A 17453-nucleotide genomic window follows, 5' to 3' on the forward strand; every position below is an offset into this window, starting at 1 on the left:
ATTACAAAGGGAATCCTATAAACCCAGTTTCTTTTCCAATTCAGCCACGGCCAGGGTGGTCTTGATCACCGTGTCCGGGTTCAGGGACATGGTCTCAATACCGCACTCCACCACAAATTCCGCAAACTCCAGGTAATCACTGGGGGCCTGGCCGCAGATGCCGATGTACTTGCCCTTTTTAACGGCAGTCTCGATCACCTGGCGGACCATCTTTTTCACCGCCGGGTTGCGCTCGTCATATATATGGGAAACAAGGGACGAATCCCGGTCCACACCAAGCAGCAATTGTGTCAGATCATTGGTGCCGATGGAAAAGCCGTCAAAAATGTCCAGATATTCTTCAGCCAGGATGACATTGGATGGTATCTCGCACATACAGATCACCTTGAACCCGTTTTCACCCTGGCGCAGACCGAATTCGGCCATGGTTTCAATCACCTGTTCGGCCTCGTCCAGCGTGCGGCAGAAGGGAATCATGACCTGGACGTTATGAAGCCCCATCTCGTTCCTGATTTTAAGCATGGCCTTGCATTCCAGGCCGAACGCCTCTTTGTATTCCTTGGCGTAGTAGCGCGAGGCGCCGCGCCAGCCGATCATCGGATTATCCTCATCCGGCTCGAACTGGTCACCGCCGATGAGGTTGGCGTACTCGTTGCTCTTGAAGTCCGAAAGCCGGACAATGACCGGCTTGGGATAAAAGGCGGCGGCCAGCATGCCCACGCCCTCGGCCAGCTTGTCCACGAAATAGTCGCTCTTGTCGCTGTAGCCGACAGTCATGTCCGCTATGGCCCGTTTCAAAATTTCGTCACCCAGCTCCTCGTACCTCAAAAGGGCCAGGGGATGAATCTTAATATAAGAGTTGATGATGAATTCCTCCCGGGCCAGACCCACCCCATGGTTGGGGATAAAACTCTTTTCAAAGGCCTGCTCCGGGCTGGCCAGATTCAGCATGATCTTGGTTTTGGTCTTGGGCAGCGTTTCCAGGTCCGTCTCCTCAATCTCGTAGGGCAAAAGGCCGTCATACACGTAACCCGTGCTGCCCTGGGAACAGTCCACGGTGACGTCCTGGCCGGTTTGCATCCTGGTGGTGGCGCTGCCGGCGCCCACGATACACGGGATGCCCAGTTCACGGCTGACAATGGCCGCATGGCAGGTGCGACCGCCTCTGTTGGTGACGATGGCCCCGGCGATTTTCATCACCGGCTCCCAGTCCGGGTCGGTCATGTCCGTGACCAGCACCTCTCCCTTCCGGAACTGGGAAATCATCTGGGCGGATTTGATCACGTTGACCCCACCCTGGCCGATGAGTTCGCCCACGGACTGGCCGGTACACACCACGTCGCCCTTCTCTTTGAGGTGAAATTCCCTGAGAACGGCCTTGTCCTTCAAAGTGTGTACTGTCTCGGGCCTGGCCTGGACGATGAACAGTTTACCGGTTTCGCCGTCCTTGGCCCATTCAATGTCCATGGGTTTAAGATATCCGGCCGTTGCCGAATAGTGATCCTCAATGGTGCAGGCCATCCGGCCCAGTTCCACCACCTCATCGTCATTGAGTACCAGGCGGCGGCGGTCCTCGTCCGGCACGGCCACATTTTTGGTGGGCTGTTTGGCATCCGTGGTGTAAATCATCTTTATGGCCTTGCCACCGGTCTTTTTCATGATGATGGGCTTGAAGCCCTGCTTGAGCGTGGGCTTGAATACATACCATTCATCCGGGTTGACCGCACCCTGGACCACGTTTTCCCCCAGTCCGTAGGCACCGGTGATGAACACTGCGTCCTGAAAGCCGGATTCCGTGTCTATGCTGAACATGACCCCGCTTGAGGCCAAATCGCTTCTGACCATCTTTTGTACGGCAATGGACAGGGCAATGGAAAAATGGTCAAAACCCTTGTCTTCGCGGTAGGATATGGCCCGGTTGGTGAACAGGGACGCGAAACAGCGGTGGCAGGCATCCACCAGGTCTTCCACGCCACGGATGTTCAGAAAGGTGTCCTGCTGCCCGGCGAAACTGGCGTCCGGCAGATCTTCGGCCGTTGCCGAGGAGCGTACGGCCACATCCACGTTCTTGCCGTATTCTTCTTCCAATTGGGCATAGGCTTTGGCAATTTCCTGATACAAGTCGTCTGGGAATTCCTGGCTGCGAATCAGGTTCCTGACCCTGGCCCCGCGTTCCTGAAGGTTGTCCATGTCATGGGTGTCCAGGTCGGACAATATTTCCCGAATTTTATCCATGGCCTTGGATTTTTTCAAAAGATAGGTATAGGCATGGGCGGTAACCGCAAATCCATTGGGGATGCTCACCCCCTTGGGGGTCAAATTACGATACATTTCGCCCAGGCTTGCATTCTTACCGCCCACCAACGGCACATCGTCAATGCTCAAATCCTTGAACCAGGCCACCAACGGCTTCTGATCCTTGTGCGCATCTTGGCCCATTTTCACCTCCGATTTTTATTCGAATTATGAATTGATCAATGTCTTCAGCACATCTTCCTTGCCCACAATGCCCAGCAATTTACCGTCCTGAACCACGGGAATGGTGTGAAAATGCTTCTCAACCATCAAGGCTGCGATCTCACTGACCGGTGTGTCCGGTGCGACGGTGACAGGATCGGCGACCATGGCCTGGGCCACGGTACCGGCAGCTACTTTTTTCATTTCATTTTCTAATTTTTTAGATGAAGATAAGGGAATAATGCCGTCCAAAAAGGTGAGTATGGGGGGCAGAGAGATGGTTTTCTGCTGAAAAATGAGATCACTCTGGCACAGAATACCTTTCAGTGTACCGTCCCCATCCACCACGGGCACCCCATTAATGTGGTTGTTTAACAGAATCTCCACAGCCCGGGAGATGTCGGTCTCCGGGGTTATTGAGATGACTTTTTCTTCCATGATATCTTTAGCTGTTTTCATTTTCGATCTTCCTGGATAATAGGTTACAGAAGAACTGAGAATTTGCGTTTCTCCATATTTTTATATACCTTTGATGAAAAAATCGCAATGGCCTTAATTATAGAAGGTAAAGCATATTCATTTATTTGTTGATCGTCTCCAGAACCGCTCTGACAACATCCTGCGGACCGGGTGTAAAGGCATTTTCAAAAGTTGGTGCGACAGGTAACAGGAATCAGGGCCAAGCGCCAAATGCGAGAAGGGTTTTAACATGCCGGCGGGCAAATCAAGGGGCACAAGGGAGGCAGGATCATCGTCCAAGGATTGACGGGCCAGATCAATACGCCTGCGCAGTTCACCGAAATCATTCTGTGACAGGAAATCGGTCAAGGTCTCAATCATCTCTTCTGTTGCCTGGTCCGGCACTTTCAAGCACTGCCGGACCAGGTGTTCAAGCTTCAGGCAAGCCGCCGTCTGGATGCAGTGCCGGCTCAGATCAAGGCGGATTTCCATAAAAATCAGACTTTTTTCACCATGGTGCCCATATAGTTGTCCACGGCCGCCTGGATGGTACGGGCCGCAAGGGTGGTGCAATGAACGTCGTCGTCCGGTAGCCGGCCAATGGCGGCAAGAATGTGGTCTGCGGTGATATCCGTTAATTGTTCCGGGGTTTTGCCCAGGGTCAGTTCTACAGCAAAGGACGCGCTGACCATGGAAGAGGCGCACCCATCCGTAAAATAAGAGCCCTTCGCCACCTGGTTGTCCTTAAATTTAAGATATATTTCCATGGTATCCCCGCACTCTCCGGTCACCCGGCCCCATCCATCAGGGTTTTCCATCCGGCCGTTGTGCTTGGGGTTTCTCCAGCGATCAAACCCCCTTTCACCCAGGGCCTGTTTTGCTTCATCAAATATCTCTTCCTGGAGCTTGTCCAAAAATGCGTCAAGATTGCTCACTGTTTTTTCCTTTCTACTTAAGTTCCGGTATGCACCGGACATTCTGTTTTTACATCAACCACAGTTTGTCATAAACCGGCGCGGTTGTCATCTGTTGTGGGCAAAAAACAATCGAAAAAAATCCGCCTTTGCCTGGACTAAAGCTGCCACCGGTATAGCTGTTGCTATGGCCTTGATCATTGTTTCGGCCAATGCGTGGAAGGTAGGTTGGGTTAAGGAACGAAACCCAACAAATACAAAATGTTGGGTTTCACTTCGTTCAACCCAACCTACACGGTGGTCCAAATGATGATCAAGGCCGTTGCTATTTTGTACGCCAATCGTTAGAATACCCCATTATTAGTTATTTTTTTACTCTATAATTCAGTATACGAGAGGAGAACAACAATGAAAGACCATTTATACCATCTTATTTCCATCCTTGTCTTTTTTTTAATTCTGCCCGGGCTCTGTATGGCCGGTCCCTCAGGAAAGCTGACCATCTTCCATGCCGGCAGCCTGACGGTTCCTTTTGCCGCCATTGAAAAAGCCTTTGAGGCAAACTACCCGGAGGTGGACGTGCTGCGGGAAGCAGGTGGTTCAACCAAAATGGCCCGCCTGATTTCCGAGGTGGGTAAACAGGCCGATATCATGGCGTCTGCCGATTTCAAGGTCATTGACAACAATCTTATCCCTGACTTTGCTGAATGGAATATCCGGTTTGCCAGCAATCAGCTGGTCCTTTGCTACACGGACAACAGCCGACATGCCAAAGAAATCACCCCGGACAACTGGTATGAGATCCTGTTGAAAAAAGATGTGGCATGGGGCCACTCAGATCCCAATCTTGACCCGTGCGGATACCGCAGTCTCATGGTGCTGCAGCTGGCTGAAAAATTTTACAACAACCCCGGGCTCAGCGACAAACTGATCGCCAACCGCCCGCAAAAAAATGTCCGGCCCAAATCCGTGGAGCTTGTCAACCTGCTTAAAACCGGTCACATGGACTATGCCTGGGAATACCTGTCCGTGGCCATCCAGCATGACCTTAAATATGTTACCCTGGACGACCATATCAACCTGGGCAATTACAAGTACGACGGATTCTATAAACTGGCAACCGTTGAAGTCTCCGGAAAAAAACCGGGCACCGTTACCACCAAATCCGGAAAATCATGCACCTACGGCATCACCATGATTAAAAATGCACCCAACCCGGAAGCAGCTGAAGCCTTTCTGGCCTTTCTGCTCTCACCGGACAATGGATTAAAGACCCTCAAAGAGATGGGTCAACCCCCATTTATCCCGGCCCGGGTCCCCGACAAAGAGATGGCCCAAAAACTGCCGGCGGCCATTTCGGAATTTGTTGAGGTAAAAAACTGATTTTATGAACAAAACAGACGGTATGGGCAGGCTGTTCATGGTGTTCAGCCTGCCTGTGATCCTGCTTTTAACCGTGCCCCTGCTCAAGATGACCACCGGGCCATCCCCTGCCATGCTCTGGGAGACCCTGGGCGACAAAGATGTGCTGCTGGCCATTGCCCGGTCCCTTGGGCTTTCCCTCACGGCAGGGATTTTGGCCTTTGTTCTTGGCACCCCTTTAAGCTATCTGCTGGCCAGAAAAGCGTTTCCCGGAAAAAAAATCATTGAGGGCATCGTTGATCTGCCGGTCATGATCCCCCATCCTGTGGTGGGGATAGCCATCTTAAGCCTTGCCGGACGTACCCACCCCTTTGGCCGCTTTCTTTCCGGTATGGGCATTGAGATCATGGGAACCCGGACAGGGATTGTCACGGTGCTGGTCTTTGTGGGTATCCCTTTTTATGTCAATGCGGTCAAGGCCGGTTTTGAAAGTGTACCCGTGCGTCTTGAGTACGCCTCCAGAACCCTTGGTGCCGGCACCTTTGAAACCTTCAGGCGGGTTACCCTGCCCCTGACATGGAGGCATATGGTGTTGGGCATCATTATGTGTACGGCACGGGCAATTTCCGAATTCGGCGCCGTGGTGATCGTGGCCTACCACCCCATGACCGCGCCTGTCATGATCTATGAACGTTTTACCGCCTATGGGCTGAAATACTCCCAGCCCGTGGCGGTCTGGCTGATTCTTTTATCCCTGGGGCTGTTTATCCTATTGCGAATGATGTCCAGATCCGCAGTCCAATATCACAGGTAGCCCATGATTCGTCTTGACAATATCAACCTGACCTTTCCCGGATTTGCCATTAAAAATATTGACCTGACCATCCGGGAAAAGGATTTCTTTGCCCTGATCGGCCCCACAGGATCAGGCAAATCCGTTATCCTTGAAATCATCATGGGGCTTATTCCCTTTTCTTCGGGTCGGCTGCTGTTTAACGGAAAAGATATGGGTCAAACGCCTGTTGAAAAACGACATCTGGCCCTGGTGTATCAGGATTTCGCCCTGTTCCCCCACCTCAGCGTGGCCCACAATATCCTATACGGGATCAGATACCACGGGATTAAAAAAAATGAGGGGCATAAACGCCTGGATGATCTGGCAAACACCCTGGGCCTGAAGCGGATTCTTGACCGAAAGCCCCATAACTTAAGCGGCGGGGAGAAACAGCGGGTGGCCCTGGCCCGGGCACTGATTCTCAACCCGGCGGTACTGCTGTTGGACGAGCCGTTGTCCGCCCTGGATCCGGAGTTTCACGGCGAAGCTAAAAATCTTCTCAAACAGATTCACCAGGATATGGGCATGACCATTGTTATGGTGTCCCATAACTTTGGAGACGTGATGTACCTGGCCAACAGGGGGGCCGTCATCCACCAGGGCAGAATCCGCCAGACAGGGGATATCACCACCCTGTTTGAAAAACCGGACTCCCTGTTCACAGCCCGGTTTGTGGGGATGAAAAACATTATGCCCGCCCGGGTTCTCCAGGGCAACGTCCGGATTGAAGGATCGGATGCCGTGATAGAAACGTCTATGGTGCCGGACATTGACCAGGGGTACATGGGCATTCGTCCCGAGGAGATTATATTGCTTTCTCAAAAGGCGGATACTGCTGAAAATTGCGCCAACCGCTTTTGCGGCACCATTACCCGGGTGGCCAGCCAGGGCATGTTTGTCGAAGTTCACGTTCAATCCGGTAGCCTTAATTTTGAAGCCGCCTGGCCCCGGCGGTATTTAAGGGACTTTCAGATTGCATCAGGCCGTGACGCAACGATTGCCTTCTCCCCCCAAAGTGTTCACATTTTCCAAGATTAACTCTGTTATTTCCGGGCCGGCCTGAAAAAAGTACCTGCATAAAGGGGAAATTCCTTCCCATCTTCTTACGCACAAACAGATAACATACTGTAAATAATATATTTTATTTAAAGGCATGATTTATGCTTGTGATATAATCACGTAGTCTGTTTGTTTACCCCTTGACAAGGAGAAGTCCATGCTCCAGAAAATTCTTCCGGCCGCAGGTATTGTCGTGTTTATACTGCTGTCAGGCACCGTATCCGAACTATCGTCTGTTGTTTTAAACGTTAAAAGCAACTTGATTATCCTTACCGGGGCATTTGTCTGCGCTCTGGTGTCATATCCCTTCCGTTTGTTTTCAGATATTTTCGTCAATATCCGCAAAGCATTTTCCGGTGAGAAGACCGATCTGAACGCACTCATAAAACAGATCGAAGTGCTGGCTGCAATCCGGCGGCGGGACGGAAAACTTGTACTGGATGAGAAATCTAAAAAAATTGACAATCCATTCCTGAAAATGGGCATTGAAATGGTTGCGGACGGGTTTGACAGATATACGATTTTTAAAACCCTGGAACGCAGATACGACAACTTCCTGCAGGCCCGGCGCTCCCAGGCCGACCTGATCAATACCTTTATCAAGCTGATGCCGGTGTTTGGTTTTGTGGGCACCATCATCGGCCTGATCAATGTATTGAGCAATATGGGGTCTCCGGAACTGATCGGAACAGGGGTGGCCACTGCCCTGTTGACCACGTTTTACGGACTGCTCTATGCCAATATCATTTTTCTTCCCATTGCAAAAAAATTAGCGGAAAAAACCAAACACGACGCCATGGCACTGGCCTTGATCATTGAGGGGGTTCTGGATATTGCGGATAAAACCAATGCCAAGGCTATCGGGTACCGCCTAAGATATTGCATTGGTGATTATTTGCAGGATGACTGGACTGTGGGCGGAAAATCCCGGACACCCTCTGTGAGATTGCCCCGGATTCACCCCCACCGTGAGAAACAGGAACCCATGGCAGGATAATATCAATGACAACCTCGAAAAACCTGATATCCGAACTCGAAATATCGGAATTAAAACGGCTGCGCCAGAAGCGCCAAAACCTTCTGGAGGAATGTGAACCCGAAGATGCCGGCCTGTGGGCCATGCTGGATATCATGACCCTTCTGCTGGCTTTTTTCATCATGCTTTACAGCAGCCAGGCACATATGCCCCAGGCCTTGGAAATCAAGCATGTGCCCACAAAGATTCGCCAATCCGTTGAAAGCGTTAAAACACCAGCCAAACCAATGAAAAAAAGTTACGAATCCGAACTGGATCTTCTCACCATTGAAGACCGGCTGCACCAGGTCATGAAAAAATCAAATATTTCAAATTACTCTGTTAAAGTCACAGAAAACAGACTCGTCCTGACCCTGGGCGAAGACATCAGTTTTCCTTCCGGACAGGCCGAACTGCTGGACTATATCAAACCGGCATTAACGGATATGGCCTCATTTTTCATAACAGAACCCGGATACAGAATCATTGTTGCCGGCCATACGGACAATACCCCGATTCATACGTCCCGCTTCCCCTCCAACTGGGAGCTGTCCGCGGCAAGGGCCATGAGTGTTGCCAGATTCTTAATTGATTGCCGGGTGGCCCCGGAACGGATCAATATCGAGGGATTCGGCCAGTACCGGCCGATTGGGGACAACACGCATTTTCTGGGCAGGGAAGCCAACCGGCGTGTTGAAATCTCCCTGGTCAGGGAAGCCAAGAAATCGGAAAATTATTATGACTCTTTTTAATTAAAAAAGCTCGTACAAAGCCTCAAAGGCACAAAGGTCCTTGACTTCCTGAGCCCGGTCCTTATATTGACGAATCAATAATTGATAAATCAATAACATTGACAGTGCCGGGAGTTTGTTCGGGCACACTCTATGAAGCAGGAATTTCTCATCATTCATACTCGACGGGTAAGAATGAGTAAGAAGAAAGGAACAGGGCGAGACATTATTAGCAGTAAGAACAGGCCCGGACCCCGAATCTCCACCAGCCACACCATATTTATTGTTTCCGCAGTCCAGTTTCTGGCACCGTTCATGATGTCTGCGGTTGGTGTGGCCCTTCCCACCATTGGCCGATTTTACGGTGCCAGTGCAGTCTCTCTGGCCCTGGTGGAAATGATTTATATGCTGGCTGTCACACTGTTTCTGCTTCCCGTCGGCCGGTTGGCAGACATCACTGGGAGAAAAAAAGTATTCGTGTCCGGTGTGGCCTTATTTGCCCTTGCCACGATCCTGCTGCCCTTTTCCCCGTCCATCGGCATTCTCATTACCATTCGGTTTTTTCAGGGTATTGGTGTGTCGTGTACGGTCTCCACTTCCGTGGCCATTCTCTCTTCTGTGGTGCCAAAGGAAAAACGAGGCAAAGCCATGGGGATCATTGTGGCTTGTGTCTATTTAGGGTTGTCCGCCGGACCCACCCTGGCCGGAACTATGATCTCCTGGCTGGGCTGGCAATGGATTTTTTTTAGTTCCGTCCCCCTTGCCATGGCAGCCCTGATTTTGACCCTGACCCGACTTAAAGGGGAGTGGAAAGGGGCTGAAGGCGAAGCCTTTGACTGGGTGGGCAGCCTCATTTACATGGCCGCGCTCTCCTGTCTGATCGTCGGGGGCTCCCGCCTTAAAAGCGATGCCTGGGCACCGGATCTAATGACTGCGGGAATGGTCTGTATGGCTGGTTTTGCCTTTTTTGAATACAGGCACCCCTCTCCTATTCTGGATATCCGCCTGCTGTTGGGAAACCGGGTCCTGGCATTCAGCAACATTGCCACAGGGATCAACTATGCCGCTTCATTCGGGCTCACATTTTTTTTCTCTTTATACCTGCAGGTGGTTAAAGGCATGTCTGCCCAGACCGCAGGTTTTGTACTCGTCGTCCAACCAATCATTCAGGCGCTACTTTCACCTTTATCAGGCACACTTTCAGACAAGATGTCACCGGCCAAATTATCCACGGCCGGCATGGTCATCTGCGCCGCAGGGCTTGGGGTTGCTGCCTTTCTCGGCCAGGATGCAGAAACCCGGCAGGTACTGGTGGTGCTGATTATCATGGGTCTTGGATTTGCTGCCTTTTCCACACCCAACATGACCACGGTCATGGGATCTGTGGGGTCAAGACATTACGGCATTGCCGCCAGCCTTGTGGCCACCATGCGCAGTATCGGCATGCTCACGGCCATGACCATCACGACTTTTCTGCTGAGTATGTTCATGGGGGATGCTGAAGTCAGCACGGCCACAGCTCCGGGATTTCTTAAGACCATGCATACGGCCTTTATCATTTTCGCCCTGCTCAGTCTGGTGGGGATTATTTTCTCCATGGCCCGGGTGAAACAGACACCAGGCCCGGAACTAAAACACTGATTATGTTTTTACCCACCACCCGAAAAGAACTTGACGACCGGGGCATTGGCCGGCTTGATGTGATTCTTGTCACCGGCGATACATACATTGACTCCCCGTTCATGGGGGTCAGCCTGATCGGCCGGGTCCTGGAATCAAACGGATTTACCGTGGGCATCATTGCCCAGCCGGACACGGACAGCGACCGGGACATCTCCCGTTTAGGCGAACCCCGGCTCTTCTGGGGTATCACCGGCGGGGCCGTGGATTCCATGGTGGCCAATTACACGGCATCCAAAAAACGGCGCAAACGAGATGACTACACGCCCGGCGGAGACAACACACGGCGGCCTGACCGGGCGGTTATTGTATACACCAATCTTGTGCGACGCTTTTTTAAACCCACCGTACCCATTGTACTGGGCGGCATTGAAGCCAGCCTTCGGCGCATTGCCCATTATGATTTCTGGTCCAATAAAATACGACGGTCCATCCTGTTGGATGCCAAGGCAGATTATCTTTTGTTCGGCATGGCCCATGCCGGTATCGTGGCGCTGGCCCGGGTCCTGGATCAGATCCAGGGCAACCGGCTGAAAACAGATAACCGGCCGGCAACAACGCCGGCGGAGACACAAGACCCTGTCACACAGATTCCGGGCCTGGGATATATCTCAAAAACCCCCAAAGGCATAGAACTGCCCGCCTATGAAGCAGTCATCAAGGATAAAAATCTTTATATCCAAAGTTTTAAAACCTTTTATGACAATACAGACCCCATGCATGCCGCCCCCTTAAGCCAGGCCCATGCAGACCGGTTTCTTGTCCTGAATCCGCCGCCACCGTTCAGCACCACCCAAGAGATGGACCAAATCCACGATTTGGATTTTCAGCGGGCTGTTCACCCCTATTACCGGGCCTTAGGCCATGTCCGGGCCATGGACACCATCCGGTTTTCCATTCCCACCCATTACGGCTGCTATGGGGAGTGTAATTTCTGCGCCATCACCGTCCACCAGGGCCGGACCGTCAGGTGGCGCAGCAAAAATTCCATCATTGCCGAAGCCCAAAAAATGACCCAGGACAAGGATTTTAAAGGATATATATTTGACCTGGGCGGCCCTACGGCCAATATGTACGGGTTTGAGTGCGAAAAAAAACTGAAAAAAGGGGCCTGTACCCATCGACGCTGCCTGTTCCCAACCCCATGCCCGTCACTGTCACCGGATCACGGCCCCCAGATGGATCTGCTCAATGAAATCAGCCGCCTTGCCGGCGTCAAAAAGGTGTTTCTCAATTCAGGCATCCGCCATGACCTGATCCTCATGGACAAACAAAAGGGCCGGGCATATTTAAAACAGGTAATCGCCCATCATGTCTCCGGCCAGATGAAACTGGCCCCGGAACATTGTTCGCCCGGTGTGCTGGCACTTATGGGAAAACCGGGCATAGACAGCCTTGTTGCCTTCAAGCACCGGTTTGACCGCCTTTGCAACACGCTGAACAAAAAACAATACCTGACCTACTACCTGATCGCGGCCCATCCCGGCTGTACCATGCGGGAGATGAATGAACTTAAGGCATTTACTCAAAACGCGCTTCACATCACACCGGAACAGGTCCAGATATTTACGCCCACTCCGTCCACTTTTTCCACCCTGATGTATTATACCCGCACTGACCCTTTTACCATGATGCCCGTGTTTGTAGAAAAAGATCCCCGGGCAAAGGAGAAGCAAAAACAGATCGTTACCCGAAAAGCAGGACATCGACCCCAAGCCTCATATAGACAGAAGCAGAATCCGGGTAAGTTCTCCGGGAAGGGCAAAAAGAGCCGCCACCGGAAAAAATAACACCGCAACCCGTCAAGCCGGTTCAATCAAAAGTTGATCCGGATGTATCCGTTGCATTCATCTTTTGCGCCCAAATCCTGCCGGCAGCCAGATAAAAAACCACGGATGTCAGGATAAGATACCCGAACATATGGATATTTTTAGTTTTCAAAATATACGCTAAGACCACAATAGAGGTCGCAGAAATCAAGAAGAAAATGGGTTTTGGGGTCTGCTGGAGAATCACCCGCCCCAAATGGGCAAACCGGATATTGCTGACCATCAGGGCTGTGGAAACAGCGGTGAAAAACCAGAGCAGCATATGACCGGACACAAGGGATGCACCTAAAACAACCAGGGCCCCGGCTGGACTTGGAAATCCATTAAAAATACCGGTGGGCAGGTCTGTACAGCCCTTATCCTTGGTTACAAACCGTACTAGACGGTAGGCCACACCGACCACATAAATCACAGCAAAAAACAGGGCAAAGGAGCCGCCTTTAATGATTATCATATAGGCCGGGGCCAGGCCGAAGCTGACAAAATCAGCTATGTCGTCCAGCCAGGGGCCATACTTGGTGCCCCCGTGTTTGAGTGCCATGCGCCCGTCAAACAGGTCAAAAAGCTGGCCCATGATAATAACGCAGATGGCCCAGACATAACAATGATGATAGGTTAAAATCAAGCTGGAGACACCGCACATAAAATTGAGCATGGATAGAATATCTGCATAAAGCCGGTTGGGAATAAATTTGAAAATCATGGATGCTGCAGAAAGGACAATACAGGCCCCAAGAACGCCGTTACCAATATTCAGCATGCCGGGACTGGCATCCATCAGGGCGCACAGAATCACCAGGGCAAAACAGATAATGGCCTTGATTTTCCCAAAGTTGTTGGCCGCCCCGGATACGTTCAGCCAGGCCAGCATCCTGCGGGCAAAAAATTGACCTACCAGTTCAATCACAACAAGGATCCAGATCAGTTTAGGGGAAAGGATAGGCAGTCCGGTGATCGAATTAGACGTATAGGCAAATCCAACCAGGGGGGGCAGATAGGTGAGTTTGTCGCACATGGGGTCCAGCCACTCCCCCAGCCGGGATACCATATTGCAGCCCCGGGCCACCACCCCGTCAACCCCGTCAAGGATCGCAGCAAATGTGAAAATAAAAATGGCGAAAGATTGATAGGGCGAAAAAAAATAGAGATAAAAACCCAGGAAAGCAAGACCTGTGCGCCAGTAGCAGATGGCGTTGGGATGCATCAACCACAAATGGGATGCCACAAACTGCCTGACAGACGCCTTTTTCTTCAGGTTGTGGGAAAACCAGAAAAAAAACAGGGCGCCCAAGGCACCGGACCCCATGATTACCAAAATTCTTTCCATGATTCAGCCTTCATATCAGTTAAAAAATTGCATGTAAGATATCATTACGGTGCAATTTATCATCTTCACCATATCCTGGAAATAAAAAATACGATCCGGATAATATTATCTTTTTTGTACGATCAGAACAAATTCCAGGTGGATGGCAGTTGAATGATTAATACCACAATCTGCGTACCATATCCCGACTCAGGTCCCAATAGGCAACCTGCATCTGTGGATCATTGCAGAAAATTTCCAAGGTGATGGTATTCTGGAATGAAACCAATTGATCTCTCATGGCAGGTGGACAAAAATAACAGGGATGGATGTTCATCACCCTTGCACCTAAACGGGAAAATATCCGTGCGCACCGCGCAAGTTCCTTTAAACAGGCATCCCTGATCCCAGGCACCGGGTATGCATATTGTGGGGTTATGATTTGCTTCATTTCTGCAGGATTATTGCTTTTTTTTGTTCGCTTGTATAAACTTCAATTAATCAACAAAAAAATATTATCTGATAGTAATTATGAACATAGCAATTTTGCACTTCACAACCGATTTTTGAAAATTAATCATTGGCGAGGTTAAATTGTGACCAGAAAACCAACCTATGAGGAACTCCTACAAAAAGTTAAAGAACTCGAAGAGGAAAAATGCACCTGGAAAAAAAAATCATTCGTTGAAGCAAGAAATTCAAAATCAAAGGGAACATATTCGGCGGATCAAGATAATGATTTTTTGGCAACAAAAGACAACCTCGGATCTATTATAAATGTTGACAAACTTCAGTCGATCATGGACGACTTCCATAAACTGACTGGAATGGTTACCGCTATCCTTGATATGGAAGGTAATGTCATAGAATCAACTGGATGGCAGGATATCTGCACTAAATTTCATAGAGTACACCCAATAACTAAAAAGAATTGTACCGAAAGTGATCTTTATCTTGTTAAAAATATTAAGTATGGGGAGTATATAGAATACCAATGTAAAAATGGTCTTTGGGATGTAGTCACGCCATTATATATCGGGAACAAACATGTGGGCAATATTTACACCGGGCAATTTTTTTATGAGGGTGACCCGGTAGATGAAAACAGATTTATCAAACAGGCAGAAACTTACGGGTTTGATAAGGAATTATACTTGGATGCATTCCGCCGCATACCGAGATACAACAGGAAAACTATAAAAGATTTAATGAGCTTTCTGGTGAAATTCACTTCCTATGTGTCAAACGTTAGCTATTCAAATCTGAAGTTGGAAACGGAAATTTATGATCGTAAACAGGCGGAAGATGAGCTTCGAAAAAGTGAACGAAGATTCCAACGGGCCATGAACGCCAGTCAGGATGGTATATATGATTGGGATTTAGAGACTAAAGATATCTACTACTCTCCGGGTTGGAAGCGTATGCTGGGCTATGAACCCGATGAACTTCCAAATGATTTTTCTGTTTGGGAGAAATTAACACATCCTGATGATTTAAAATCATCTTGGAATATGATGAACGAAGTGATTGACGGGAAAAGGGATCGGTTCGAAATTGAGTTCAGAATGGAGCATAAGAACGGTCATTGGGTTGATATTCTCTCCAGGTCAAACCTGTATACAGATGATTTGAATGGCAAAATCCGTGTCGTTGGAACTCATGTAGATATCTCAGAGATCAAAAAAATTGAAAGAGAATTAAGAGCAAAAGAAGAAGAACATTGGGCAATCCTTGAAACAGCCATGGACGGTTTCTGGATTGTTGATACTACAGGCCGCTTTCTCGAAGTTAATGCAACCTATTGTGAAATGAGCGGCTATTCAGAAGAAGAACTTCTTCACATGGATATCAGTGCCGTGGAAGATGTTGAGACGTCCGTCGACATCGGAGCACACATGCAGAAGGTTCTGGCCGAGGGACAGGACCGATTTGAAAGCCGCCACCGGCGCAAGGACGGGACAGTCTTCGATGTGGAAGTAAGCGTTCAGAAACGACCGTTGGATGAGCCGCAATGCGTGGTCTTCATTCGTGACATCACTGAGCGTAAGTGCTCGGAACTAGATCTTTTGGAAAGCAAAACTCGTTTTAAAGCACTTCATAATGCATCTTTCGGGGGAATAGTCATTCATGACCAGGGTGTAATTCTGGAATGTAACCAAGGTCTCTCGGAAATGATGGGTTATGAATATTCAGAGCTTATCGGAATGGACGGACTTTTGTTGATAGCCGAACAATCCCGTGAAAAAGTAAAAAATAATATTCGCACTGGTTATGAAAAACCTTATGAAGCATTCGGTTTACGGAAAAATGGTGAAGAATTTCCAATGCACTTAGAGGCTCGGAATGTACCTTATAAGGGGAAAAAAGTAAGAACTGTCGAGTTCAGAGATTTAACCGAACAGAAACAGGCTGAAACGGAAAAAGAAAAACTCCAGGCCCAACTCTCGCAGGCACAGAAGATGGAGTCCGTGGGCCGTCTGGCCGGAGGTGTCGCCCACGATTTTAACAATATGCTCAACATAATCCTCGGCAATACGGAAATGGCAATTGAGGACATAGCCCCTGACAACCCGGTTCACGGAAACCTTGGAGAAATTTTCTCTGCGGCCAAGCGCTCTGCCGACATCACCAGACAACTGCTGGCTTTTTCCAGAAAACAGACCATAGCACCCAAGGTCCTTAATATCAACGATACCATAAAGAGCATGCTAAGGATGCTTCGGCGGTTGATCGGCGAAGATATCGATCTGGCGTGGCTACCCGGTGAAAATATCCGGCAGGTCAGGATGGACCCGTCACAAATCGATCAGATTTTGGCCAATCTGTGCGTCAACGCCCGCGATGCCATTGCGGACGTAGGAAAGATCACCATAGAAACTGGCAACACGACCTTTGATTCCGCCTATTGTGCAACACATTCGGGCTTTGTTGCTGGTGACTTCGTTCTGATGGCGGTTAGCGATGACGGCTGCGGCATGGATCAGGAGACAATATCTAACATTTTCGAGCCATTCTTTTCTACCAAGGAGATCGGTAAGGGTACCGGTCTGGGACTGGCTACGGTGTACGGCATCGTTAAACAAAATGAAGGTTTCATAAACGTCTACAGCGAGCCGGACCAGGGTACCACCTTCCGGATCTATCTGCCCCGGTATCTGGCTGAAAACGAAAACCTTAAGAAGAAAACCTCAGACAAAATAAACCTGGACGGAACTGAAACCATTTTGCTGGTGGAGGATGAACCTTCCATCTTAAAAATGACCCGCATGATGCTTGAACGAAACGGTTACAAAATTCTTACGGCCAGCACGCCGGGAGAAGCGATTTCGATTGCCCGTGAACACCCTGGCAAGATTCACCTACTCATGACTGATGTGGTCATGCCCGAAATGAACGGGCGGGATCTGGCAAAAAACATCCTGTCCTTACACCCCAATCTCAAACGCCTTTTCATGTCCGGCTACACCGCCAACGTCATCGCCCACCACGGTGTTTTGGATGAAGGCGTGAACTTCATACAGAAACCGTTCTCCAAGCAGGATCTGGCAATCAAGATTCGGGAGGTGCTGGATGGGGCAGAAAGTTAAAGTTGTGCTTAATTTTCCTATGTGAAAATTTCACATGGGGCAAACCGATTAGAGATACCAGAGGCTTCAATTTCAAAAACACATCCATTTATCTCCCCATTCGCTCATTTGATATAAAGTATTTTTAAATTTCAAGTTGCGTATAAATAGAAGAGTCGAATCCCAATTTTTGGATAATTTGTTTTTGCAGATTCGATAATGGTTTCAATGAACGCATAA

Annotated in this window: 14 protein-coding genes; 8 read left to right on the forward strand and 6 right to left on the reverse strand. The window is 49.5% G+C overall.

Annotated elements, in window-relative coordinates; translation table 11 throughout:
• Positions 1–15: 15 nt before the first annotated feature.
• The 4 genes from ppsA to HXW94_RS12710 all read right to left on the reverse strand — a co-directional run bounded on the left by ppsA (position 16) and on the right by HXW94_RS12710 (position 3851).
• Entirely contained in the window at positions 16–2439 is a 2424-nt protein-coding gene (gene ppsA, locus HXW94_RS12695; RefSeq protein WP_178367275.1) for a phosphoenolpyruvate synthase, read from the reverse strand.
• A 24-nt stretch (positions 2440–2463) separates the two neighbouring features.
• Positions 2464–2916, reverse strand: a complete 453-nt coding sequence (locus HXW94_RS12700; RefSeq protein ID WP_178367276.1) for a CBS domain-containing protein — start codon at positions 2914–2916, stop codon at positions 2464–2466.
• 117 nt (positions 2917–3033) lie between these two features.
• The gene (locus tag HXW94_RS12705; protein ID WP_178367277.1) at positions 3034–3408 is read right to left on the reverse strand and encodes a hypothetical protein; all 375 of its coding nucleotides are present in this window, start codon (positions 3406–3408) and stop codon (positions 3034–3036) included.
• Positions 3409–3413: 5 nt separating this feature from the next.
• Positions 3414–3851, reverse strand: a complete 438-nt coding sequence (locus tag HXW94_RS12710; protein WP_343054610.1) for an iron-sulfur cluster assembly scaffold protein — start codon at positions 3849–3851, stop codon at positions 3414–3416.
• 387 nt (positions 3852–4238) lie between these two features.
• On the opposite strand from HXW94_RS12710, the gene wtpA reads away from it, so the two are divergent.
• The 7 genes from wtpA to HXW94_RS12745 all read left to right on the forward strand — a co-directional run bounded on the left by wtpA (position 4239) and on the right by HXW94_RS12745 (position 12302).
• Positions 4239–5213, forward strand: coding sequence for a tungstate ABC transporter substrate-binding protein WtpA (gene wtpA / locus HXW94_RS12715; RefSeq protein ID WP_178367279.1), 975 nt, complete (start codon positions 4239–4241; stop codon positions 5211–5213).
• Positions 5214–5217: 4 nt separating this feature from the next.
• A complete protein-coding gene (locus HXW94_RS12720; RefSeq protein WP_178367280.1) occupies positions 5218–6006 on the forward strand; it encodes an ABC transporter permease in 789 nt (262 codons plus the stop codon).
• Positions 6007–6009: 3 nt separating this feature from the next.
• The gene (locus HXW94_RS12725) at positions 6010–7065 is read left to right on the forward strand and encodes an ABC transporter ATP-binding protein (RefSeq protein ID WP_178367281.1); all 1056 of its coding nucleotides are present in this window, start codon (positions 6010–6012) and stop codon (positions 7063–7065) included.
• A 178-nt stretch (positions 7066–7243) separates the two neighbouring features.
• Entirely contained in the window at positions 7244–8083 is an 840-nt protein-coding gene (locus HXW94_RS12730) for a motility protein A (protein ID WP_178367282.1), read from the forward strand.
• A gap of 5 nt (positions 8084–8088) precedes the next feature.
• Complete coding sequence (locus HXW94_RS12735; protein ID WP_178367283.1) at positions 8089–8853, forward strand: OmpA/MotB family protein; 765 nt, start codon at positions 8089–8091, stop codon at positions 8851–8853.
• 174 nt (positions 8854–9027) lie between these two features.
• A complete protein-coding gene (locus HXW94_RS12740) occupies positions 9028–10473 on the forward strand; it encodes an MFS transporter (RefSeq protein WP_218576708.1) in 1446 nt (481 codons plus the stop codon).
• Between the two features lie 2 nt (positions 10474–10475).
• Entirely contained in the window at positions 10476–12302 is a 1827-nt protein-coding gene (locus HXW94_RS12745; protein WP_178367284.1) for a YgiQ family radical SAM protein, read from the forward strand.
• A gap of 22 nt (positions 12303–12324) precedes the next feature.
• Here the strand turns inward: HXW94_RS12745 and HXW94_RS12750 are convergent, their stop codons facing one another.
• Both HXW94_RS12750 and HXW94_RS12755 read right to left on the reverse strand, forming a co-directional pair.
• Positions 12325–13668, reverse strand: a complete 1344-nt coding sequence (locus HXW94_RS12750; RefSeq protein WP_178367285.1) for a CDP-alcohol phosphatidyltransferase family protein — start codon at positions 13666–13668, stop codon at positions 12325–12327.
• Positions 13669–13825: 157 nt separating this feature from the next.
• Positions 13826–14098 (reverse strand): hypothetical protein, encoded by a 273-nt coding sequence (locus HXW94_RS12755; protein WP_246293962.1) that lies wholly within the window; start codon positions 14096–14098, stop codon positions 13826–13828.
• A gap of 292 nt (positions 14099–14390) precedes the next feature.
• Between HXW94_RS12755 and HXW94_RS12760 the strand changes: the two genes are divergently transcribed.
• Positions 14391–17234 carry a PAS domain S-box protein gene (locus tag HXW94_RS12760; protein WP_218576709.1) on the forward strand — a complete coding sequence of 948 codons (2844 nt, stop codon included), beginning with the start codon at positions 14391–14393 and terminating at the stop codon, positions 17232–17234.
• Positions 17235–17453 lie beyond the last annotated feature (219 nt).

Origin of the sequence: Desulfobacter latus, assembly GCF_013389365.1 — a bacterium.
Lineage (GTDB): Bacteria > Desulfobacterota > Desulfobacteria > Desulfobacterales > Desulfobacteraceae > Desulfobacter > Desulfobacter latus.

Bases quoted from the DNA above. Each gene is read 5' to 3' on its own strand.
- HXW94_RS12725 (WP_178367281.1), top strand. From the start codon at position 6,010: ATGATTCGTCTTGACAATATCAACCTGACCTTTCCCGGATTTGCCATT.
- HXW94_RS12745 (WP_178367284.1), top strand. From the start codon at position 10,476: ATGTTTTTACCCACCACCCGAAAAGAACTTGACGACCGGGGCATTGGC.
- HXW94_RS12750 (WP_178367285.1), bottom strand. From the start codon at position 13,668: ATGGAAAGAATTTTGGTAATCATGGGGTCCGGTGCCTTGGGCGCCCTG.
- HXW94_RS12700 (WP_178367276.1), bottom strand. From the start codon at position 2,916: ATGAAAACAGCTAAAGATATCATGGAAGAAAAAGTCATCTCAATAACC.
- HXW94_RS12740 (WP_218576708.1), top strand. From the start codon at position 9,028: ATGAGTAAGAAGAAAGGAACAGGGCGAGACATTATTAGCAGTAAGAAC.
- HXW94_RS12720 (WP_178367280.1), top strand. From the start codon at position 5,218: ATGAACAAAACAGACGGTATGGGCAGGCTGTTCATGGTGTTCAGCCTG.
- ppsA (WP_178367275.1), bottom strand. From the start codon at position 2,439: ATGGGCCAAGATGCGCACAAGGATCAGAAGCCGTTGGTGGCCTGGTTC.
- wtpA (WP_178367279.1), top strand. From the start codon at position 4,239: ATGAAAGACCATTTATACCATCTTATTTCCATCCTTGTCTTTTTTTTA.
- HXW94_RS12735 (WP_178367283.1), top strand. From the start codon at position 8,089: ATGACAACCTCGAAAAACCTGATATCCGAACTCGAAATATCGGAATTA.
- HXW94_RS12755 (WP_246293962.1), bottom strand. From the start codon at position 14,098: ATGAAGCAAATCATAACCCCACAATATGCATACCCGGTGCCTGGGATC.
- HXW94_RS12705 (WP_178367277.1), bottom strand. From the start codon at position 3,408: ATGGAAATCCGCCTTGATCTGAGCCGGCACTGCATCCAGACGGCGGCT.
- HXW94_RS12730 (WP_178367282.1), top strand. From the start codon at position 7,244: ATGCTCCAGAAAATTCTTCCGGCCGCAGGTATTGTCGTGTTTATACTG.